Source organism: Streptomyces sp. NPDC001604 (genome assembly GCF_042893475.1).
Classification (GTDB): domain Bacteria; phylum Actinomycetota; class Actinomycetes; order Streptomycetales; family Streptomycetaceae; genus Streptomyces.
Window position 1 is genome coordinate 30146 of sequence record NZ_JBIAUY010000028.1, and the last position, 21734, is coordinate 51879.

At 72.5% G+C, this 21734-nt stretch carries 18 protein-coding genes; 8 read left to right on the plus strand and 10 right to left on the minus strand.

All coding sequences use genetic code 11. The features are described from left to right. Window positions 1–119 precede the first annotated feature (119 nt). A complete protein-coding gene (locus ACFY1E_RS44715; protein ID WP_389087496.1) occupies window positions 120–821 on the plus strand; it encodes a copper homeostasis protein CutC in 702 nt (233 codons plus the stop codon). Here ACFY1E_RS44715 and ACFY1E_RS44720 read toward each other — a convergent pair. Next, on the minus strand, window positions 818–1468 hold the full coding sequence (locus ACFY1E_RS44720; protein WP_389087498.1) for a hypothetical protein: 651 nt from the start codon (window positions 1466–1468) through the stop codon (window positions 818–820). The two genes, ACFY1E_RS44715 and ACFY1E_RS44720, sit on opposite strands and share 4 nt — an antisense overlap. Window positions 1469–1764: 296 nt before the next feature. Continuing rightward, entirely contained in the window at window positions 1765–3828 is a 2064-nt protein-coding gene (locus ACFY1E_RS44725; protein WP_389087501.1) for a HelD family protein, read from the minus strand. A 316-nt stretch (window positions 3829–4144) separates the two neighbouring features. Between ACFY1E_RS44725 and ACFY1E_RS44730 the strand changes: the two genes are divergently transcribed. Then, window positions 4145–4330, plus strand: coding sequence for a hypothetical protein (locus ACFY1E_RS44730; protein WP_181922421.1), 186 nt, complete (start codon window positions 4145–4147; stop codon window positions 4328–4330). 43 nt (window positions 4331–4373) lie between these two features. On the opposite strand, the gene ACFY1E_RS44735 is transcribed toward ACFY1E_RS44730, so the two are convergent. After that, window positions 4374–6017, minus strand: a complete 1644-nt coding sequence (locus ACFY1E_RS44735) for a DNA repair helicase XPB (protein WP_389087503.1) — start codon at window positions 6015–6017, stop codon at window positions 4374–4376. A gap of 110 nt (window positions 6018–6127) precedes the next feature. Continuing rightward, window positions 6128–8653 (minus strand): helicase-associated domain-containing protein, encoded by a 2526-nt coding sequence (locus ACFY1E_RS44740; RefSeq protein WP_389087506.1) that lies wholly within the window; start codon window positions 8651–8653, stop codon window positions 6128–6130. A 271-nt stretch (window positions 8654–8924) separates the two neighbouring features. On the opposite strand from ACFY1E_RS44740, the gene ACFY1E_RS44745 reads away from it, so the two are divergent. From ACFY1E_RS44745 to ACFY1E_RS44755, 3 genes are all read left to right on the plus strand, one after another. Then, entirely contained in the window at window positions 8925–10529 is a 1605-nt protein-coding gene (locus ACFY1E_RS44745; protein WP_389087508.1) for a PstS family phosphate ABC transporter substrate-binding protein, read from the plus strand. An 88-nt stretch (window positions 10530–10617) separates the two neighbouring features. Further along, entirely contained in the window at window positions 10618–11586 is a 969-nt protein-coding gene (locus tag ACFY1E_RS44750; RefSeq protein WP_389087510.1) for a hypothetical protein, read from the plus strand. A 157-nt stretch (window positions 11587–11743) separates the two neighbouring features. Further along, on the plus strand, window positions 11744–12382 hold the full coding sequence (locus tag ACFY1E_RS44755) for an HAD family hydrolase (RefSeq protein ID WP_389087513.1): 639 nt from the start codon (window positions 11744–11746) through the stop codon (window positions 12380–12382). On the opposite strand, the gene ACFY1E_RS44760 is transcribed toward ACFY1E_RS44755, so the two are convergent. Next, entirely contained in the window at window positions 12361–12609 is a 249-nt protein-coding gene (locus tag ACFY1E_RS44760; RefSeq protein ID WP_030941140.1) for a hypothetical protein, read from the minus strand. The genes ACFY1E_RS44755 and ACFY1E_RS44760 overlap by 22 nt on opposite strands. A 164-nt stretch (window positions 12610–12773) precedes the next feature. Between ACFY1E_RS44760 and ACFY1E_RS44765 the strand changes: the two genes are divergently transcribed. Continuing rightward, complete coding sequence (locus ACFY1E_RS44765) at window positions 12774–13157, plus strand: cold-shock protein (protein ID WP_351478168.1); 384 nt, start codon at window positions 12774–12776, stop codon at window positions 13155–13157. A 159-nt stretch (window positions 13158–13316) separates the two neighbouring features. Here the strand turns inward: ACFY1E_RS44765 and ACFY1E_RS44770 are convergent, their stop codons facing one another. The 4 genes from ACFY1E_RS44770 to ACFY1E_RS44785 all read right to left on the minus strand — a co-directional run bounded on the left by ACFY1E_RS44770 (window position 13317) and on the right by ACFY1E_RS44785 (window position 16842). Next, window positions 13317–14180 carry a 1,4-dihydroxy-6-naphthoate synthase gene (locus tag ACFY1E_RS44770; protein ID WP_389087516.1) on the minus strand — a complete coding sequence of 288 codons (864 nt, stop codon included), beginning with the start codon at window positions 14178–14180 and terminating at the stop codon, window positions 13317–13319. Continuing rightward, window positions 14170–14838, minus strand: coding sequence for a futalosine hydrolase (locus tag ACFY1E_RS44775; RefSeq protein WP_389087519.1), 669 nt, complete (start codon window positions 14836–14838; stop codon window positions 14170–14172). Before ACFY1E_RS44775 ends, ACFY1E_RS44770 begins: the two co-directional genes overlap by 11 nt. A gap of 29 nt (window positions 14839–14867) precedes the next feature. Further along, window positions 14868–15356, minus strand: a complete 489-nt coding sequence (locus ACFY1E_RS44780) for a DUF2771 domain-containing protein (RefSeq protein WP_389087521.1) — start codon at window positions 15354–15356, stop codon at window positions 14868–14870. A gap of 61 nt (window positions 15357–15417) precedes the next feature. After that, window positions 15418–16842 (minus strand): MFS transporter, encoded by a 1425-nt coding sequence (locus ACFY1E_RS44785; protein WP_389087524.1) that lies wholly within the window; start codon window positions 16840–16842, stop codon window positions 15418–15420. Window positions 16843–17186: 344 nt separating this feature from the next. On the opposite strand from ACFY1E_RS44785, the gene ACFY1E_RS44790 reads away from it, so the two are divergent. Together ACFY1E_RS44790 and ACFY1E_RS44795 are read left to right on the plus strand one after the other, a co-directional pair. Continuing rightward, window positions 17187–18113: a DUF3027 domain-containing protein gene (locus tag ACFY1E_RS44790; protein WP_389087526.1), complete on the plus strand. Its 927-nt coding sequence runs from the start codon at window positions 17187–17189 to the stop codon at window positions 18111–18113. Between the two features lie 162 nt (window positions 18114–18275). Continuing rightward, on the plus strand, window positions 18276–21425 hold the full coding sequence (locus ACFY1E_RS44795; RefSeq protein ID WP_389087528.1) for a sacsin N-terminal ATP-binding-like domain-containing protein: 3150 nt from the start codon (window positions 18276–18278) through the stop codon (window positions 21423–21425). A 13-nt stretch (window positions 21426–21438) separates the two neighbouring features. Here the strand turns inward: ACFY1E_RS44795 and ACFY1E_RS44800 are convergent, their stop codons facing one another. Next, on the minus strand, window positions 21439–21669 hold the full coding sequence (locus ACFY1E_RS44800; protein ID WP_389087531.1) for a hypothetical protein: 231 nt from the start codon (window positions 21667–21669) through the stop codon (window positions 21439–21441). Between the last annotated feature and the right edge of the window lie 65 nt (window positions 21670–21734).

Below are 21734 nucleotides of genomic sequence, written 5' to 3' on the forward strand. Positions count from 1 at the left end.
GGGGGGACCCCCAGGGGGCTGAATTGGGGGTGATCTCGCGGGTGTCCGGTCCGTCGTCGTACCCTGAGATTGGACTAGACCTGTAGCCGCTCCAGGGGAACACCGACGGAAGGGGTCCTATGAGCATGCGTGCAGTCCTGGAGGTGATCGCCCTCGACGCCGAGGACGCGGTCGCCGCCCAGGCCGGAGGCGCGGACCGGCTGGAGCTGGTCGCCGACATGGCGGCCGACGGGCTGACCCCGCCGGTCGAGACCTTCGCCGGGATCCGTGCCGCCGTCGACATCGACCTGCGCGTGATGCTGCGGCCGGCGGACGGGTTCGCGGCGGGAGACGCCGAAGGAGTCGCGCGGCTGGTCCGGGTGGCACGGGAGATGCGGGCGGCCGGGGCCGACCAGTTCGTGCTCGGGTTCCTCGACGCGGACGGGCAGGTCGACCTGGACGCCGTGGAGCGGCTCGTGGCCGAACTCGACGGCTGCCGGTGGACCTTCCACCGCGCGATCGACCGGGCCGCGGACCGGGACGCCCTGCGCAAGCAGCTGGACGGCCTGCCGGGGCACGACACCTACCTCACGGCCGGTTCGGCCGCCGGGGTGGACGAAGGCCTCCCCACACTGCTCGCCGAGGCGGCTCGGTGCGGGGAGCCCGGCTACGAGCCGCGGATCATGGTCGGCGGCGGACTGCGGCTGGAGCATGTGCCACAGCTCAGGGCCGCCGGGATCGACGCCTTTCACATCGGCGGGGCCGCCCGGCCGGGGGGCTGGGACGGGCCCGTGTCGGCGGCGGCGGTTGCCGAGTGGCGGGCGGTGCTGGACGGGGTCTAGCGCTTCAGGGGGCGCAGGCACAGCGGCCTGTCGTGGTTCTTGCTGTACATCGGGCCGGCGGAGTGTTCCCCGGCCGGGCAGTCGGGGTTCGTCCAGGGGTGGACGCTGTACTGCGCGGCGGCGGAGTCACAGGGCTCGGGCTTGAGATCGTCCATGGGCCAGGCGGCGTCGTTGCGGGCGCACGAGCCGACCGTGAGGGTCGGGTAGTCGTGGGTCGGGTAGGCGTCGGTGCTTCCGGTGCTGTCGGTGCTGTCGGTGCTGTGACTCGGTCCGACCACCAGGCCGATGATCAAAAGCACCGGAATCGCGGCCACCACGAGGCCGACCAGGCTCAGCGGGATCAGGGCGAGGATGCCCGCCGGCCGCCGGAACACCGGCTTGCCCGGATGCAGTGGCGGCCGCCAGCCCGGCGCCACCGGCTCGGGAATGCGCTTGATGCCGGACAACGCCCCGAGGTTGGCCAGCAGCGTGAAGGGCGTGATGAACACCGACAGCGGTCCCCACCAGCCCATCACCATGGTGTCGGCCTGCATGTCCCGGAAGCTCGCCAGCGCGCAGGTACGGCAGAACACCCCCTCCCGCCGCAGGAACCGCATCATCACCACCATGCCCTGGTGCCCGCGCACGGTCACCGGCGCGGCGGGCATCGCCCCGCACACCTGACAGGCCGCCGCCGGCTCGCCCACCGGTCCCCGGGCTCCGCCGCCGTGCTGCTGCGGCCAGGAGGGAGCGGGCGGGTACGCCCCCGAGGGCTGCGCGTACGGGCCTGGGACCGGCGCCTGCTGATACGGCCCGGAGGAGTGCTGGTACGGCCCGGAAGGATGCTGGTACGGCTCGGAAGGATGCTGATACGGCCCCGGAAGCGGCTGGTGGGCAGGGTGCGAGGGTGGCGGCGTGCTCAACGGGGGCCTTTCCGGGGGGACATGACACAGCGGGCAGCACCCTACCCGGCCAGCTGCGGCGGCAGCGGGGCCGCATGCGTCACGATCAGTCCGGACACCGCGCGGGTCAGCGCCACGTACAGGCGGCGCAGGCCGGTCCGTTCGTCGGGCTCGCCGTCGACCACCGCCTGCGGCTCGTCCAGGACCACGTAGTCGTACTCCAGGCCCTTCGCGAGGGACGCCGGGACCAGGGTGAGGCGGGTCTCGGCCGTCGTCTCCTCACCGGGGGCCAGGTAGCCGATCCCGGCCGCCGTCAGAGCCTCCGCCAGCGCCGGGACGCGGGCGTCTGCCGCGATCAGGCCGGTCGAGCCCTCGTTGCGGAGCAACTCCTCGCAGGCGGCGACCACTTCGGAGGTGTTCTCGATCGGGCGGAGGGCGAAGAAGCCCGGGTTCTCGCGGACCGAGGCGACCGGTGTGAGACCGGGGGCGATGTGCGGCAGCAGCCGGGAGGCGTAGGTGATGACGTCCGTCGGGACACGGAAACCGGCCGTCAGCTCCTCGATCACGCCGTCCGGCTTGCCGAGGTGGGCGAGCGCCTCCTCCCAACTCCGCGTCGCCCAGGGCGTGGTGCCCTGCGCCAGGTCGCCGAGGACGGTCGCCGATCCGGTGGTGCAGCGGCGGCCGACCGCGCGGTACTGCATGGGGGAGAGGTCCTGCGCCTCGTCCAGGACCACATGCCCGAGCGAGTGCGTGCGCTGCACGAGATCCGTGGTCTCGTCGATCAACACGGCGTCCGCCGCGGACCACTTGGCGGACTTCACACTGCGGACCGGCTTCGACCAGAGGATCGTCTTCTGCTCGTCCTCGTCCAGGACTCCGTCCGCGTGTACGGCGAGGAAGTCCGCGTCCGTGAGCAGGCGCAGCACCAGTTTCGCCGGGTCCACCGGCGGCCACATCTGTTTGACGGCCGCCTTGACCGCCGCGTTGCGGGCCACCGCGTCCTGCACCCGGTCGTCCGGCGCCTCGCCCGACCGCTCCATCTGCACCAGGACGGCGTGCGCGATGCGCTGCGGGAGGGCCTCGCGGGCGGCGCCGTAGCGGATGCCGCGGTCGCGCAACTCCCGGACGATGTCCTCCAGTTCGTATGCCGGCACCCGCCAGCGGCGTGAGCCGCGCACGACGACGAGCGGCTCGGTCGGCATGGTGACGTGGGAGTGGACGGCCCGCCGCAGCACCTCCGCCATCCTCGCGTCGCCCTTGATGACCGCGGCCGTCGCGTCGTCGGTGCCCCGGATCTCGATGCCGCCCGCCACCAGGTCGTCCACGGTGGCCTGCTGGACCGTCAACTCGCCGAGCGCGGGCAGGACCTGCTCGATGTAGTGCAGGAAGGACCGGTTCGGCCCGATGACGAGCGTGCCGGTGCGGGCGAGCCGCTCACGGTGGGCGTAGAGCAGATACGCGACGCGGTGCAGGCCGACGGCTGTCTTCCCGGTCCCGGGACCTCCCTGCACGCACACCGTGCCGCCCAGCCCGGACCTGACGATCTCGTCCTGCTCGGGCTGGATGGTCGCCACGATGTCCCGCATCGGGCCCACACGCGGGCGCTCGATCTCCTGCTGGAGCAGCTTGCTCGTGCGGGCAGCCTCGGCCGGGTCGGAGAGATGCTCGTCCTCGTAAGCGGTGATGTCGCCGCGGGTGTACCCGAAGCGGCGGCGCAGCGCGATGTCCAGCGGATCCTTCTTGGATGCCCGGTAGAACGGCTGGGAGACCGGCGCCCGCCAGTCGATGACCATGGGGTCGCCGTCGTGGTCGTGCACGTGGCGGCGCCCGATGTAGAACCGCTCGCCCTCCGCGCCCTCGGCCTGGTCTGCGCCCGGGGAGTGCAGGTAGTCGAGGCGGCCGAAGAACAGCGGGGTGTCGCTGAGGTCGGCCAGCGCCTTGATGCGCTCGTCGATCTGGCGGGCCAGGACCTCGGCGTTCACCCAGTTCGCGGTGACGTCGCTGATGTCGAGCGACTCGACGTCCTCGCGCATGGCGCGCAGGGCGGCACGGGACTCGGCGAGGTGGGCACGCTCGCGGGAGAGGGGGTCGTCGAGAGGGGCGGGGTCGTCGACGGGCGTGGACAAGGCGGTGCCTCCGAAGGTGCTGCGGGCTGGGGCTGCGAGGTGCCGGCCGGTTTCCGTCCGGACGGCGGCGCTCCGTGGAGGGAGGCGGGCAAGAGCGGAGATTCTAGGTGAACGGGGGAGATGGCGGCCAACGGTTTTTCCACGCCCTGCCCACCCGTCAGCCCTCCCTCTCAGGGGCCCCTGCCTCAGGGCCCCCTAGGGGATGTCCCCGTCATACCAGGGAGGGAGGGCCCCGACCGGAGTCGTACGCGGCGGCGAAGGAGGTTCGGTCCGCAGGCCGATGCTCCCTTTATGGCTGCCGATCCACCATGGATACATGAGCGCAGCAACCATCACCCCAGGCCCCGGCCGACCGGGCCCGCCCGGCGCCACTCCCGTCCTCGGCAGCCACCGCCACCGCCTCGGCGACGCCCTGCGCGCCCTGAAGGTGTTCGCGGGCGCCGCCTTCGACGTGGTCATCCTCGGCGAGTACGGCGAGGAAGCGGGCGTACGCCGTAAGTGACGGCGCCGCCCACTGACCCGGCGGTGCGGGGGACTTGCTGTGCTCAGCCCTCCGCCAGGAGTTCGTCCGCGTCCACGATCCGGTACGCGTAGCCCTGTTCCGCCAGGAAGCGCTGGCGGTGGGCGGCGAAGTCCTGGTCGATGGTGTCGCGGGCGACGACCGAGTAGAAGTGCGCCTGGTGGCCGTCGGACTTGGGGCGCAGCACCCGTCCGAGCCGCTGGGCCTCCTCCTGGCGTGAGCCGAAGGTGCCCGACACCTGGATGGCGACCGTCGCCTCCGGCAGGTCGATGGAGAAGTTCGCGACCTTGGAGACGACGAGGACGCTGATCTCGCCCTCCCGGAAGGCGTCGAAGAGCTTCTCCCGCTGGGCGTTGGAGGTCTCGCCCTTGATGACGGGCGCGTTCAAGTGCTCGCCCAGCTCGTCGAGCTGGTCGATGTACTGGCCGATGACGAGGATCTGCTGGCCCGCGAAACGGCGGACGATCGCCTCGGTGACCTTGCGCTTGGTCTCCGTCGTCGCGCAGTAGCGGTACTTCTCCTCCTGCTCGGCGGTGGCGTAGGCGAGCCGCTCGGAGTCGGTGAGGTTGACCCGGACCTCCACGCAGTCGGCGGGCGCGATGTAGCCCTGCGCCTCGATCTCCTTCCACGGGGCGTCGAACCGCTTGGGCCCGATCAGCGAGAACACGTCCGACTCACGGCCGTCCTCGCGTACGAGGGTCGCGGTCAGCCCCAGCCGCCGCCGCGCCTGCAGGTCCGCCGTGAACTTGAAGACCGGCGCGGGCAGCAGGTGCACCTCGTCGTAGACGATCAGCCCCCAGTCACGGGAGTCGAAGAGCTCCAGGTGCGGGTAGACGCCCTTCCGCCTGGTGGTCAGCACCTGGTACGTGGCGATGGTGACCGGCCGGATCTCCTTGCGCGTACCGCTGTACTCACCGATCTCGTCCTCGGTGAGACTCGTGCGCTTCACCAGCTCGTGCTTCCACTGCCGCGCCGAGACCGTGTTGGTGACGAGGATCAGGGTCGTCGACTTCGCCTGCGCCATGGACCCGGCGCCGACCAGCGTCTTCCCGGCCCCGCACGGCAGCACGACGACACCGCTCCCGCCGTGCCAGAAGTTCTCCACGGCCTGCTTCTGGTACGGGCGCAGCGCCCAGCCGTCCTCGTTCAGCTCGATCGGGTGCGCCTCGCCGTCGACGTATCCCGCGAGGTCCTCGGCGGGCCAGCCCAGCTTCAGCAGCGTCTGCTTGATCTGCCCTCGCTCGGAGGGATGCACGGCCACGGTGTCCGGGTCGATCCGTGCCCCGACCAGCGGAGCGATCCGCTTCGAGCGCAGGATCTCCTCCAGCACCGGCCGGTCGGTGGTGGTGAGCACCAGCCCGTGCGCGGGGTGCTTGCTGAGGGTCAGCCGCCCGTACCGGTCCATGGTGTCCGCGACGTCCACGAGCAGCGCGTGCGGCACGGGATACCGGCTGTACTGCACGAGCGCGTCCACGACCTGCTCGGCGTCGTGCCCGGCCGCCCGCGCGTTCCACAGCCCCAGCGGCGTCACCCGGTAGGTGTGGATGTGCTCGGGCGCCCGCTCCAGCTCCGCGAACGCCGCGATGGCCCGACGGCACTCGTCGGCCTGCTCGTGGTCGACCTCGAGGAGCAGGGTCTTGTCGGACTGGACGATCAGCGGTCCGTTCACCTACACACTTCCCTTCCACTGCCAAACGTCCAGTGTGCCGCATCCGCGAATGATCACGGGTGGTCGTGAAACGGCAGTAACGGACTGCGGCCGGCCGAGTCCGGTCGTGGTCAGTCGTCCGCGAGTTCGGCGACGCCCGTGATCCGGTGCAGCGGATATGTCCGTACCTCGTCCGCCGTGTGGTCGTAGGCCGTCACGAAGCCGCCCTCGACGCGGATCGGGGCGATGACGCGCTGGCTGGCGGCGCCCTCGGCGTTGACGTAGCCGATCCACAGGGCCTCGCCGGTGAGGACGGCGGCCTGCATGGTGGCGAGGGTCTCGGCGGAGGTGGTGCGGGGGAGGTCGCCGGTCGGAGACGTCGACGGGGTCTGCTTGCGAGGGGTCGTGGAGGCCAGGTCGCCGGCCCGGATCGCGCGGATCGCCGCCGCCAGGAGCGTGGCGTCGGGGGTCGGCGGGCCGTCCGGGACCGGCTCGGGGGCGGTGCGCGGCGGGGTGCGGTGGGCATCGGCGCGGGTGATCAGGACGTCGCCCTCCGCCGACTCGGCGGCCGGTGCGAAGCCCATCGCGCGCAGCCCCTCCAGGAGGGCCGCCGGGTCGGCCTGGGTGGCGAGGACGGTGGGCGCGAGGCGGCGCAGCCGCAGGGCCGCGGCGCGCTTGTCGGCCATGATCTCGTTGAGCATCGTGTCGTCGTCGCAGCGGACGTAGGCCGAGGCCGCGCCCACCCGCAGATGCCCGTGTTTGCGGGCCACGTCGTCGATCAGATACGTCAGCGGCTGCGGTACCGGCGTACGCGAGTGGGCGCTCAGGAAGGCGTGCAGGTCGGTGGCCGTGCGGCCGGCGTCCAGGGCGCGCCGTACCGAACCCGGTGTGAAGCGGTAGACCGTGGCCCCGCCCTTCGACTCCACGTCCGCCAGTGCGTCCAGCATGTCGGCCAGCGGCCGCTTCAGCGGGCCGGGGGCGACCGCCGTCAGGTCCGCCTGGAGCAGCACGTGGTCCAGGGGCTCGGGGAGGAGAGGTGCGAGGAGACGGCCGGCCGCCGCGGAGGCGGTGGCCTGTTCGGCGGGGGAGAGGGGTTCCACGACGAGCGGCACGTGGTGGACGGGGAGCTTGTCGCCGGGGCCCTCCTGCGCGGGCTCGGCGTCCTTCGGCGCGGGTGAAGGCGCGGGCGCCCCGAGCAGTGCCCTGCCGTGTGCCGACAGCGCGCCCCGGCCCGTCACGCCCAGCATCTCCGCCTCCGACAGCGCCCAGGTCGCCAGCCGTCCGCGCAGGTCGTCGCTCTGCTGGGGGCCGCGCAGGGGCCGCTCCCAGCGCAGCCGGGCCAGGACGGACTCGGCGGACGGGGAGGCGCCCTCCGGCAGTCCGGCCAGCAGGCTCAGCACCCGGTGCCGTACCTCCGGGGCCGCGGAGCGGTCGAGGCCCGGTCCCAGCGCCGACAGGGTGCGTTCCTTCGCGTCCCGCCCCCCGACGACGCCCGCCGTCCGCGTCGCCGTCAGCCACGCCTGCGCCAGCTGCGTCCAGCGCTCGGCGGCCGGCAGCTCCAGCCACTCGTCGTAGGCCGGGGTCGCCGCGTACCGCTCGTCGGCCTCCCCGTCGGAGGCCAGCAGCCCGGCCGCGTACGCGAGCTCGACCCAGAAGGCGGCGACGGGCTCGGACACGTCGAGGGCGACCGCGGTGCGCTTGAGGTCGCGCACGCTGAGACCGCCCGCCCGCAGCACCGTGGGTCCGCCCTCGTCCCAGTCCTTCAGCAGCTCCTCCACGGTCGCCAGCGCCGTGTACGCCTGCCCGGCCGCCGTCGCGTCCACAACCTGTGGACGGTGCGTCGCCGTCACCTCCAGCGCGGGCGGCAGCGGCTCGACGGCACGGTGCGCACGGCCGCCGCGCAGATGCAGGGCCACTTCACGGGGGAGTACGACGGTCCCGGGCGCCGTCGGCAGCAGCAGCCCGCGGTCCAGGAGCCAGCGCAGCCGGGGCGCCGGATCGGCCGTGACCTGCCCGTACGGCGGCCCCCACACCAGGCGGTCCAGCACCTCCCGCGACTCCGGCGGCGCCTCGGCCAGCAGCGCGGTCATCCGTGCGCGGTCGCCGAACAGGGCGGTCAGCGAGGCCACGGCGGAAACGGAGTCGTGCGTCGAGGGCAGCCCGACCGCGGTGACGATCTCCTGGATCCGGCCCGGCGACATACCCGCCGTCGCCTCCTGCACCGTGGGCCCGAGCCCCGTCGGCGACGGGTGCTGCGGCGACGGTGCGAGCAGCTCACGGGCCGTCCGCACCAGCCGCAGCCGGTCGTCCTCGCCCCACACCAGGGCCTGCTCACGCAGGGTGCCCAGAGCACGCGGGAGCGCCGCCACGACCGTCGGGTCGCCCCCGTCACCGCTCATCAGCCCGAGCAGTTCCTCGTACCCGGCCGGATCCGCGGCCACCGCCAGCGCCTCGGCGGTCTGCAGCGCGAAACGGTCCAGCCGCTCCAGCGCCCGCACGACCGACGCACGGGTGCCGGCCCGGGTCGCCAGCTGGGTGAGGTCGGTGGGGACGGGCGTGATGAGGTCGGGGCGGGCGCGCAGCAGTGCCGCCAGGGAGGCGTCGTCCCTGTTGCGCAGTGCCTCTGCGAGCGAACGCGGAGCGGCCGGGGTGCTCATCCGACCCACGGTAGCGGGTGGGCCCGCCTCCCTGGGGGCTCCGCCCCCAGACCCCCGTCGGCCCTTGAGGGGCCTCGTCCTCAAACGCCGGACGGGCTGAGTCGGCTAACGGAACGTTTCGCAGTTGGCCTCCGGATGAACTTCAGCAGGACGATTGCGGCAACCCTGGCCCCACCCGGCACCCACTGGTCACCCTGGGCTCCCTGTCAACTGCACGGTGGCTGCGGGCGATTGGGCGTTCGGCGGAACACGGGGGAACTGGGGGCCCGGGGTGAACCTCGACTTCGACAAGTGGGTTGCTCTCATCAGCGTCGGCTTCCCGTTCGCCGCGTTCCTGTGGGAGTTCGCCGTCGTCGGCCGCAAGCGGCTCGGCTACCGCGTACAGATGGACACGCTCGCCGCGGACGCCACCCAGTCGCCGTACGCCGGAGTGCTGCGGGACATGCAGCAGGACGGCCACCACCTGAAGGATCCTTCCTTCGTCCTGCTGCGGATCGAGAACGCCGGCACCGCCCCGATCGAGGAGGGCGACTACCTCACCCCCGACAGCGACCCGTGCGGCATACGCGTCACCTTCCGGGAGCGCCAGGTCGTGGCGCTCGTGGTCACCGAACTGAGCCAGGACGAACTGCGCGACGCCTTCATCCGGGACAACCAGGCCGTCCCGGGCTTCGGCCACGACAACCACCTGCCCGAACGGCAGGGCGTCATCCGGCTGCCGAAGGTGAAGCTCCCGGTGCGGGCCGAGTACAAGGTGCTCGTGGTGCTGGAGCGCTGGCCCGACGACCAGAGCCGCGAGCCCTTCCCGAAGCCCGTCTTCCGCGGGGCCGTCGGTGGCCGCCGCCGCTGGTCCGACCCGCTGCTCCGGTTCTTCCGGTTCAAGGTCGCCAGGACCGAGAGCCATGTCTTCGCGTCCCGCCCGGCCTGGTTCGGCATCGTCCTGCTGGCCCTCGCCGTCATGGTCCAGGCGGGCCTGACCCTGTTCGTACGGGACGAGCCCGCCCCGCTGGACTGCGTCGGCGGCACCCTCCGCCTCGGCGGCTCCACCGCCTTCGCACCCGCGGTGAAGGCCGCCGCCGACGAGTACGTGAAGCTGTGCGCGGCCAAGGGCGCGAAGATCCCCGTCGACGGTGGCACCTTCCAGGGCAGCGGGAACGGCGTCGCCGCCCTGGAGAAGACCGGCGCGGACGCCGGGGTCTCGGGCGACGAGGGGCTCCGCGACCACATCGCCTTCACCGACGGCCCGGCGGAAGGCAACCATCCGCAGATCCTGCCGCGCCCGATCGCGTACACGCTGTTCACGCTCGTCGTCAACGAGGACGCCAAGGTCCGCAACCTCTCCCTGCAGCAGGTCCGCGACATCTACGCCAGGAAGATCACGAACTGGTCCGAGGTGGGCGGTGCCGACCTCCCTGTCCACCTCGTCGACCGCTACCGCAACTCCGGCACCCGCAACGCCCTCGAGAAGCGCGTCCTCAAGGGCAGGCCCGTCCCCGAGGCCGACGTCAACGACTGCACCGCCCTGGACCGGAACAAGCCCGGGGTCTGCGAGGCCGACAGCACCGACAACCTGCTCGACCGCACGGCCACCATCCCGGGCGCCCTCGGCTACAGCGAGGTCAGCAGCGTGACCTCCGGCCGTCTCGTCAAACTCCGCATCGACGACATGCCGCCCACCCTCGACGGCGTCGAGAAGGGCACCTACCCGTACTGGCAGACCGAATACGCCTACACCTACGGCGAACCGCCCGCCGACTCCATCGCCGCCGCCTTCCTGCGCTACCTCACCGACCAGGGCGGCAAGGACGTCCTGCGCCAGTACGGCAACCGCCCCTGCTCGGAGACCCGATACCCGCTGGTGTGCCGACCGACGTGACCCGCGGCCTGCGCTACCGTCGTCACCACGGGAAGCGCCACGGGAAGCATCTCGGGAAAACCAACACACCCACCCCAAAGGGGACTTCGTGGGTATCGAGAGCGACAAGGTCGTCTACGAGTATCTGAGCCGCGTCGGCGACGTGGCGCAGCAGCGGCAACTGCCGTCCGCCGCACGCATGCGCCTGGTCTCGGAGCTGCGGGGCGAGATCGACCGCCGCCGGGCGAAGGCCACCGTCGACAGCCCCGCCGCGGTCCGCCGCATCCTCTCCCGGCTCGGCACCCCCGACGAGGTCGTCGCCGCGGCGGGAGGCACCGCCTCGGCACCCGAGTCGCCCCCCGCCCAGGTGCCGGTACAGCGCGACGACGAACCGGACGACAGCAGGCGCCTGCCGAAGAGCCTGCGCCGGGCCGTACCACGCCCGCGCCCCGCGGAGCCGGCGCGGCCCGAGACGACCGCCCCCTCCCCGCCGCACATGGCGAGCGCCGAGGAACTCGGCAACAGCGCCACCCAGCCCGACTGGTGGCGGGTCGACAGCACCCCCTTCGGTGAAAGCGTCCCCGGATTCACCGGCGGCGTGGAGATCCCGGACCTGCTCAGGCCACCACGCCCGAAGGAACTCGAGAAGGAGCCGCCACCGGCCGTGGAGCAGGCCCCGGAAGCCGAGGAGGCCGCACCCGAGGCCCCCGCCCGGCGGCGCCGTCTCACGCTTCCCGCCGGCGGCTGGAGCAACCCGCTTCTCCTGATCGCCGCCGGCCTGCTCGTCGTCGGCGCGATCCTCGGCAACTGGTTCGCCCTGCTGCTCGGCTGGCTCATCGCCTACGCCTCCCGCCGCCTCACCCGCAACGAGTCCAAGTGGGCGGTCATCGGCATGCCCGGCCTCGCCGTCACCGCCGGCCTCATCTGGCTCTGGGGCAGAAACACCGGCCGCTGGGGCACCCCCATCCCGCAGGGCCACATGAACGAGGCGCTCCAGGAGACCTGGCCGTGGGTGGTGAGGGGCGCGGCCGTCCTGTCGGCCCTCTTCATCACCTGGCGCTCACAGAGGCGGCTTTGAGCGGCGTCGGCACGGTGCGGTTCATCGCTCGACGCTCGCAGAAGCGGCTTTCAGGGGCGCGGGGCTGTATCGATTTGCGGCTCCGCCGCGTGGGCGCGACAAGCCCCCACGAACCCGCGCCCGCCACACAACGAGTAGGACCGAGCTACTGGGCACAATGACCCACATGGCCCAAACAACCCCGCCGCCCACCGTCGGCTTCGACCTGGACATGACCCTCATCGACTCCCGCCCAGGCATCCACGCCTGCTACCTCGCCCTCTCCGAGCGAACGGGAACGTACATCGACGCCGACCTGGCCATCACCCGCCTGGGCCCGCCCCTCGCCGAGGAGCTCATCAACTGGTTCCCGCAGGAGCAGCTGGCGGAGATGGCCGACCTGTACCGCTCGATGTACCCCAGCATCGCCATCGCCGCGACCCCCGCGCTGCCCGGCGCCCGTGAGGCCATCGCCGCCGTACAGGCGGCCGGCGGACGCGCCGTCGTAGTGACGGCCAAGTACGAGCCGAACGCCAAGCTGCACCTGGAACACCTCGGCATCCACCCCGACGAGGTCGTCGGCGACCTGTGGGCCGAGCAGAAGGCGGAGGCGCTGCGCGAGCACGGGGCCGGGATCTACGTCGGCGACCACATCGGCGACGTACGCGGAGCGCGCAAGGCCGACGCGCTGTCGGTGGCCGTGGCGACCGGGCCGTGCAGCCCGGAGGAACTGAGCACGGCCGGGGCGGACGTCGTCCTCGCGGACCTCACGGAGTTCCCCGGCTGGCTCGCGGACTACCGTCCGGCGCGCGCCTGACGGCGGCCCGCCGCGATCGACCGCAGCACTCCGGCGCCGGCGATCAGGAAGCCGACCCCCATGAGCATGCTCAGTCCGAACATGTATGTCGGAAATGGCTTCGCGTGGAGGAACAGCGGAGCCACAGTGACGAGTGTGGCCAGGGCACCGAGGAAGAACACGATGGCACCGGCACGGATCAGTCGGTCACCGGGCTCGGCGGAATTCGTTTGGGTTTTGTCACGCACCGGACCAGGGTAGTTCCCTGCGCGAAGGAACAACCCGGCGACGTCTTGTCACCGGCCTGAAGACCATTAGCCTTGGTACCGGCGGGTCCGCGACGACCCGCCCGAGTGCTATCAAGAGCCGTTTCCGAAGCAGTTTTCCGACGAGTACGAGGACGAGGACAGACGTGCCTACCGGCAAGGTCAAGTGGTTCAACAGCGAGAAGGGCTTCGGCTTTCTCTCCCGCGACGACGGCGGCGACGTCTTCGTCCATTCCTCGGTCCTCCCCGCCGGAGTCGAGAGCCTCAAGCCGGGCCAGCGGGTGGAGTTCGGTGTGGTCGCCGGCCAGCGCGGCGACCAGGCACTTTCGGTCACCGTCCTGGACCCGACCCCCTCGGTGGCGGCCGCCACCCGCAAGAAGCCGGACGAACTGGCCTCCATCGTGCAGGATCTGACGACCCTCCTGGAGAACATCACCCCGATGCTCGAGAAGGGCCGCTACCCCGACAGGGCTTCCGGCAAGAAGATCGCGGGCCTGCTGCGCGCGGTCGCCGACCAACTGGACGTATAACCCTCAACAATTCCCGTATCCCTACGGGAATTCGAGCGCATCCGGGCCGAGGGGCGGCACCAGCCCCTCGGCCGCCGCACGTGGCCCCTCTTTCTGCCGCCCTTGCACCGCTTCGCGGGCTGCGGGCGGCTGCGCCGGCCTCCGGCCGTCGGTCGCTGCTCAGGGAAACGACAGGGCTTCGGGCCCGAGTGCCGGCAGGAGGCCTTCGGCCGCCGCACGTGTGAGCAGTCCGCGTACGGCTGCGTAGCCGTCCACGCCGAGGTCGTGGGTGAACTCGTTGACGTACAGGCCGATGTGCTGGTCGGCGACGGCCGGGTCCATCTCCTGGGCGTGTTCCATGACGTACGGGCGGGAGACCTCGGGCTCGTCCCAGGCGGCGCGTACGGACGAGCGGATCGACTCGGCGAGCCCCGTCAGCACCTCCGCCCCCAGCGACCGCTTCGCGATGATCGCGCCCAGCGGGATGGGCAGCCCGGTGGTGTCCTCCCAGTGCTCGCCCATGTCGGCGAGCTTGTGCAGGCCGTAGTTCTGGTACGTGAAGCGCGCCTCGTGGATGACGAGCCCCGCGTCGACCTTCCCGTCCCGCACGGCCGGCATGATCTCGTGGAACGGCATGACCACGATCTCGCCGACCCCGCCGGGCACCGTGTCGGCCGCCCACAGCCGGAACAGCAGATACGCCGTCGACTTCTCGCTCGGCACGGCGACGGTACGGCCCGCCAGGTCCCCGGGCTCACGGGTGAGCACCAGCGGCCCGCAGCCCCGGCCCAGCGCACCCCCGCACGGCAGCAGCGCGTACTCGTCGAGGACGTACGGCAGCACGGCGTACGACACCTTCAGGACGTCGAACTCGCCGCGCTCGGCCATGCCGTTGGTGACGTCGATGTCCGCGAAGGTCACATCCAGCACGGGCGCGCCGGGGACGCGGCCGTGGGCGAGGGCGTCGAAGACGAAGGTGTCGTTCGGGCAGGGGGAGTACGCGATCTGCAGGGGCTGTGCGGGGTGTACGGGCTCAGTGGTCATGCTGGTTCCAACTCTCCAGTACGGGCGCAAGCTTCCCGAAGGCCTCCGTCAGGGCCGTGAGGGCATCGCCGATGCGCCAGGCGGCGCGGTCGCGCGGGCCGACCGGGTTGGAGACCGTGCGTATCTCCAGCACCGGCACACCGTGCGCGGCGGCCGCCTCGGCCACCCCGAAGCCCTCCATGGCCTCGGCGAGGGCGCGGGGGTGGCGGGCGCGCAGGGCGGCGGCGCGCTCGGCGGTGCCGGTCACGGTGGAGACGGTGAGTACGGTGCCGGTGGGCGCCCCGGTCGCGGCCGCGAGGTCTCGTACGAGTGCTTCCGGCGGACGATGGGTGACGGTCCCGAAGCCGAGCTCCGTCACCGGGACGAAGCCGTCGGGGGTCTCGGCGCCCAGGTCGGCCGCGGTGATCTCGTCGGCGATCACGAGGGAGCCGAGCGGGGCCTCGGGCTGGAAACCGCCGGCGATTCCGGCGGAGACCACCAGGTGATAGGGGCTGCCGCTCAGGGCGGCGGTGGTGAGGGCGGTCGCGGTGGAGGCCGCGGCGAGCGCCGGGCCCACACCGGCGGCGATCACCAGGTGGCCCTCGCCCGTGAACGCCCGGGCCACCGCGTCCCGTTCGACGGGTACCGCGGTGGCCACGAGGACACGTACCAAAGACACGAAGGACCCGGTGGGCTCGGCAGGCGGGGTCAGTCGTTCTTCTTGAGCTTGAAGGACCACAGGCCGGTGACCGTGCTGCCGGCCTTCTTGCCGTCGCCCGCCTTGATGGTGACCAGGGTGGAGTTGCCCTGGGCGCCGTACTGGGCGTTGAAGAAGACGCTGCCCGGGATGGTGCGGTAGGTCTTGTCGCTGTCCTCGGTCAGGGGCTGACCGTTCATCAGGATCGTCCACCGCTTGTCGGCGATCTTGGGGTCGACGCCGAAGCGGACGGTGTCGTCGGGGTCGACCTTGATGGACTTGATGTCCTTGTCCTTCAGGCACTTCGCCAGGTCCGCGGTCTGCAGGGACTTGCCCTCGCCGCCGCAGGTGGCCTCCGAGCTGACGGAGGAGCGGCCGACCGTGATGGTGGACAGCGGCGTCGGCTTGTCGCACGCCGACAGGACGAGCAGTCCGGCGGAAACGGCGCCGGCGGCGGCGACGGCGCGGCGGCGTCGCACAGCGGATTGCATCGAGGTCATGGCGGAAGGCTATAGGGCGGGTCCGACGCTCCCTTTACCTGGGGTGCGGCGTGCCTGTGTGTTACGCCACGCGAGGCTTCGCCGCGCCCCCGTGCCGGGCCGAGCCGAGCAGCCCGCGGACCGTGGTGAGCCAGCCCAGGGCGATCACCGCGGCCGCCAGGGAGAGCCCCGCCGGGCCGTTGAGCGGCATCACGATGCCGATCGCGCCGCCCAGCACCCAGGCCATCTGCAGCATGGTCTCGGAACGCGCGAACGCCGACGGACGCACCGTCTCAGGCACGTCCCGCTGGATCAGCGCGTCCAGCGCCAGCTTGGCCAGCGCCTGCGAGAACCCGGCGAACGCGGCGAGACACGCCACCAGGAACGCGCCGAAGAAGATCGCGGCCGTGATCGCCACGCCGAGCACGATCGGCAGCACCGTCACGACGATGATCTCCGGCGCCCGCTGCCGCAGCCACGCCCCGACCGCCGTACCGAGCGCGTTGCCCGCGCCCGCCGAGACCGCCACCAGGCCCAGCGACACCGCCGCGCTCTCGCCGGTCAGCGGATGCTCGCGCAGCAGGAAGGCCAGGAAGAAGGTCAGGAACCCGGACAGCCAGCGCAGGGCCGCGTTGGCGCCGAGGGCGTGGGTGACCGCGATACCGACGGTCCTCAGGCCCGGCTTCTTCACCGGTTTGATGTGCGGCCCGTGCAGATGCTGCTCGTCCGCCGCGAGCAGCGCCGTGTCCTCGCCCTTGGCCGAGTCCACCTTCGGCGCCAGGGAGAAGGACAGGAACATGCCCCAGATGTAGATCACGAAGGCGCCGTACAGCGGCCAGCGCGGACCGATGGCATGCAGCCCCGCCCCGATCGGCGCCGCGACACCGGTGGCGAGCAGACCGCCGAGCGTCACCCGGGAGTTCGCCTTCACCAGGGAGAACTTGGGCGGCAGCAGCCGGGGCACGACCGCGCTTCTGACCACTCCGTACGCCTTCGACGCGACCAGCACGCCCAGCGCGGCCGGATACAGCTCCAGGCCGCCGCCGGCCACGGCCCCCGCGATGATCAGCGCCAGCAGCGCCCGGGCGAGCATCGAGCCCGCCATCGCGGCGCGGCGGCCGTGCGGCAGCCGGTCCAGGAGCGGGCCGACGACGGGGGCGAGGACGGTGAAGGGCGCCATGGTGATGGCGAGGTAGAGCGCGACACGCCCCCGCGCCTCGTCGGTCGGCACGGAGAAGAAGACGGTGGAGGCGAGGGCGACGGTGACCATGACGTCACCGGCACCGTTGACCGCGTGCAGTTCGATCAGCTTGCCGAGGCCCGACTCACCGGCGCCGTGCGCATGCGTGGCTCTCCTGATCCCGCGGGCCGTTCCGGTCACCGGGAAGTGCAGCGCACGGCCGACCGCGCGGACGGACCCGGCGAACCGGCCCGAACCGCCACCACGACTGCTGCCCCTTGTCCCACCGACCCTGGTGGTTCCTTGGGGCGTCCTTGCGGCTGCCACTCCGTCATAGTGCCCCGAGAAACCTGTGCGTAGTGCGGTTACCGCGCGTATGGGCGCGTAGTTCCTCTGCTTTTCCCAGGTGCATGCCAGATAGTTGCCGGGCCGGCGGGGGGAAACCTCCCGTCGGTGTAGGCCGAGCGGTCCGGAGAAGGTAGCGTGCGTAGCGCGTCGTGGCGAACGTTCTCGGCCGCGCGCCTCTCGGACATCCCGCAGAATGGATGCATGAGGTGCGCCCGAGTGCGATCGGGCGCGGACGTCGACGCGGTCCCCCGGTCCGCTCCGTCCGCACCCACCGCCTTCAGGCCGGCGCACCCGAGTGACGGCGTAGGAGAGAAGCGATACCTGTGAGCGCAGCGACAACGCGAAGCCGCACCCCCGACCGCCTGTGCGCCGAGGCCGTCGACCTCGCCCGCGCCGCCGCCGAGGAGGCCGCCGCACCAGGCGTGGTCGGCGAGCATGTGGGGCTGGAGTCCGAGGGCGACCGCGTTGTCACGCACTTCTTCGAGTGCAAGGAACTCGGGTACCGCGGCTGGCGCTGGGCCGTGACGGTCGCCAGGGCCTCCCGCGCCAAAATCGTCACGCTCGACGAGGTGGTCCTCCTCCCCGGCCCGGACGCGCTGCTCGCCCCGGAGTGGGTGCCGTGGAGCGAACGCCTGCGGCCCGGCGACCTGGGCCCCGGCGATCTGCTCCCGACCGACGCCGAGGACCTGCGCCTGGAGCCCGGCTACTCCGGCGAGGAGGAGCCCGTGCCGAGCGCGGCCGTCTCCGAGGAGATGGCGGAGCTGGTGGAGGCGGAGGACGCCGAGGTCACCGCGGGCGCCCCGGCGAACCTGCCCGTCGTCCCCTCCCGCGGCTCCATCGCCTCGGTCGCCGAGGAACTCGGCATGCGCCGTGCGCGGGTCCTGTCCCGCTACGGCCTGCATGTGGCCGCGGACCGCTGGGAGGAGTCGTACGGCGCCAAGACGCCGATGGCGCAGGCGGCACCGGCGTCCTGTGTGAGCTGCGGCTTCCTGCAGCCGATCGGCGGTTCACTGGGGCAGGCCTTCGGAGTCTGCGCCAACGAGTTCTCCCCGGCCGACGGCCACGTGGTGTCTTTGGCCTACGGCTGCGGGGGCCACTCGGAGGCCGCGGTCATGCCGAAGCCGCCCCAGCCGGCCCCACCGGTGATCGACGAGACCCGGGTGGACCCGTTCCCTCTCCGCCCGGCGGCGGACTCCGGGTCCGTACCGGCTGTCTCCGACGGCGAAGCGGCGGACCTGGGTCACTCGTAACCCGGCGGGCACCTGCTGAGCCGAATCCAGCCCCTCCGGCGTTTGAGGAGCGGGGGTCCGGGGGCCGGCCCCCGGTACGGGACGGGTAGGGGCGGCGGGGGCGTAGAACAACTCGCGGTACCTTCGAGCTCACGCCGATGAGGGCCGATGAGGAGAGCCAACGTGAGCAAGTTCGTGCGGCCTGCACCCGAGGGCGCGGACCCCTTCGGAACCGCCCGCCTCAGGCGAGGCGTACTCGACGCCTGGGCCACCAGCCCCGCCCGCTTCCGCGAGGACGCCAACGCCGAGGAGGACCTCGTCCTCGGCGGCTACCGCGACCGCCTCGTCGTCGAGCTCGCCCAGAACGCCGCCGACGCCGCAGCCCGCGCAGCCGTCCCCGGCCGCCTCCGCCTCACCCTCCGCGACGGCGTCCTCGTCGCCGCCAACACCGGCGCCCCCCTGGACGCAACGGGTGTCGAGTCGCTCTCCACCCTCCGCGCCTCCGCGAAACGCGACGCCCACGACACGGCGGTCGGCCGCTTCGGCGTCGGCTTCGCCGCCGTACTCGCCGTCACCGACGAACCCGCCCTGGTCGGCCGCCACGGCGGCGTCCGCTGGTCCCTCGCCGAGGCCCGGGAACTCGCCGCCGACACGGCACGGCACAGCCCCGGCCTGGGCGACGAGATCCGCCGCCGGGACGGCCACGTCCCGCTCCTGCGGCTCCCCTTCGCCGCCGAGGGCACCGCCCCGGACCCGTACGACACCGCCGTCATCCTCCCGCTGCGCGACGCCGCCGCCACCGACCTCGCCGAACGCCTCCTGAGCGCCGTGGACGACGCCCTCCTCCTCGCCCTCCCGGGCCTCGAAGAGGTCGTCGTCGAGATCAACGGCGACAGCCCCCGCACCCTCAGCCGCCGCACCAACGGCTCCTTCACCGTCGTCGATGACTCCCGGGGCGGCACCACCCACTGGCGTACGTCCTCCGCGCACGGCCCCCTCACCCCCGACCTCCTTGCCGACCGCCCCGTCGAGGAACGCCTCCGTCCGCACTGGTCCCTCACCTGGGCCGTGCCCGTGAACGCCACCGACAGCTCCCCCGCCAGCCCGCGCACCAGCGCCGTCGTCCACGCCCCCACCCCCAGCGACGAGCCCCTCGGCGTCCCCGCCCTGCTCATCGCCTCCTTCCCCCTCGACACCACCCGCCGGCACGCGGCACCCGGCCCCCTCACCGACTTCCTCGTGCAGCGCGCGGCGGACGCGTACGCCGAACTCCTCGCCGACTGGCGCCCGGTGACCGGGGGCATCATCGACCTCGTCCCCGGCCCGCTGGGCAAGGGCGAGCTGGACGGCGCACTGCGCCAGGCGATCCTCGAACGCCTCCCGCGGACTGAGTTTCTCCCGCCCGCAGCCGAACCCGGCAAGGATCAGGACCACGACCACGACCACGACTCCGACCTCCCGGAGTCCCTGCGCCCCCGCGACGCCGAGATCGTCGAGGGCGCGGGCCACGACACGGTGCAGGTCCTCGCCGAGGTGCTCCCGACCCTGCTGCCCGCCGGGCTCGAACGGCGCGTGGAACTGCGGACCCTGGGCGTCGCCCGCGTCCCGCTCACCGACGCGATCGACCGCCTCGCCGGTCTTGAGAAGGAGCCCGGCTGGTGGCGGCGGCTCTACGACAGCCTCGCCGGCGTGGACCCGGACCGTCTCTCCGGGCTGCCCGTGCCGCTCGCCGACGGCCGTACCACCATCGGCCCGCGCCAGGTGCTCCTGCCCACCGCCGACGCCGCCCGCATCGACCCCGAGGTGCTCGCCCGGCTCGGCCTGAAGGTCGCCCACCCGGACGCGGCCCACCCCCTCCTGGAGAAGCTCGGCGCCCTCCCGGCGACACCCCGCGCCGTCCTCACCACCCCGCAGGTACGGGCCGCCGTGGCCGCCTCCCTCGACGACGATGGCGGCCTCGACTGGGAGCAGGACGTGCCCGACGCGGAGGAACTGGCCGACACGGTGCTCGCGCTCGTACGGGACGCCGGTCTGGAACCGGGCGACGAACCGTGGCTCGGCGCCCTCGCCCTCCCCGACGAGGACGGCGAACTCGCCCCCGCCGGTGAACTCGTCCTCCCCGGCAGCCCCTTCCACCAGGTCATGCGGGCGGACGAACTCGCCGGCGTGGACGCCGAACTGGCCGAGAAGTGGGGCGAACAACCGCTGGCCGCCTGCGGTGTCCTCGCCAACTTCGCCCTCGTACGGGCCACCGACGTCGTCCTCGACCCCGACGAACTGGAGCCGCGCGAAGGCGACTACGCCGAACCCGACGACGCGGGGCTGCTGGACGCCGTGGACGTGTGGAGCGAGGACGTCCTCGACCGCTTCCCGGACACCCCCGTACCGCCGGTCGCCACCGAACTGGTCGCCGTACGGGACCTGGACCTGGTCGACGACGACAAGTGGCCGCAGGCCCTCGCCCTGCTCGCCCAGCCGCCCCTGCGCGACGCCCTCACCCAGCCGGTGCGGATCCTGCTGCCCGACGGCACGCACGAGGTCGTACGGCCCTACACGGCCTGGTGGCTGCGCGGCCACCCGGTCCTCGACGGCCGCCGCCCCGCCGGCCTGCTGGCCTCCGGCGGCGACCCCCTCCTGCGGGGCCTGTACGACGAGGCCGACGCGACCGGCTTCGACGACGAGCAGGTGCTGCGGGCGCTCGGCGTACGGACGTCGGTGTCGGCCCTGCTCGACGAGCCGGGCGGCGCCGCGGAACTCCTGGACCGCCTCGCCGACCCGGAGCGTGCGGTCACGGCGGCCCAACTGCACGCCCTCTACGGTGCGTTGGCCGACCTCGACCCGGAGCAGGTGACCCTGCCGGACGAGCTGCGGGCCGTGGTCGACGGCCGGGTGGAGGTCGTGGACGCCGCCGGCGCCGTGGTCGTCGACTCCCCGGACCTGCTGCCCTTCACCGAGGGCGTGCCCCTCCTGCCGGTACGCCCGGCCCGGGCCGCCGAACTGGCCGAACTGTTCCAGGTGCGGCGCCTGAGCGAATCCGTGACGGGGTCGGTCGACTCCGAGGGCACGGAGCACGACGTACCGGACTCGGTACGGGTCCTGCTGGGCGCCGGTACGCCCGACACGTACGTCGAACACGAGGAACTCGTCGTCGACGGCGTGGAGCTGGACTGGCGCCTCACGACGGACGGGATCCTGCACGCAGCCACCCTGGAGGGCGTCGCCGCCGGCCTCGCCTGGGCGGCAGGCCAGTGGCCGCGGCGCTTCGAGGTGGCGGCCCTGCTGGAGGACCCTTCGCGGACGGAGGAGCTGGCGCGGGACCGGTGGTTCGACTGACGGGCACGACCCGTCAGTCCGCTTCCACCTCGAGGAAGTACGCGAAGCTCTCCAGGTCGAGGGTGACGCCGGTCAGCCGTTGGAACCCGTCCGCGTGCTGCCGCTGAAGCGGATACACGTCGGTGAGCCGAGCCGCGGGAACCTCCAGCAGCCTCGCGAAGGCTTCGGCGCCCACCGACGAGACGTCGGTGACCGACTGCGGTGTGTCCTCGTCCCGGGCGTAGCGGGTGACGAGGAACCTCATGGCGGCACCTTTCGGTATCCCGCCCCGGAGGGAACTCCGGGGCGGCCGGTTTCCGATCTTGGCAA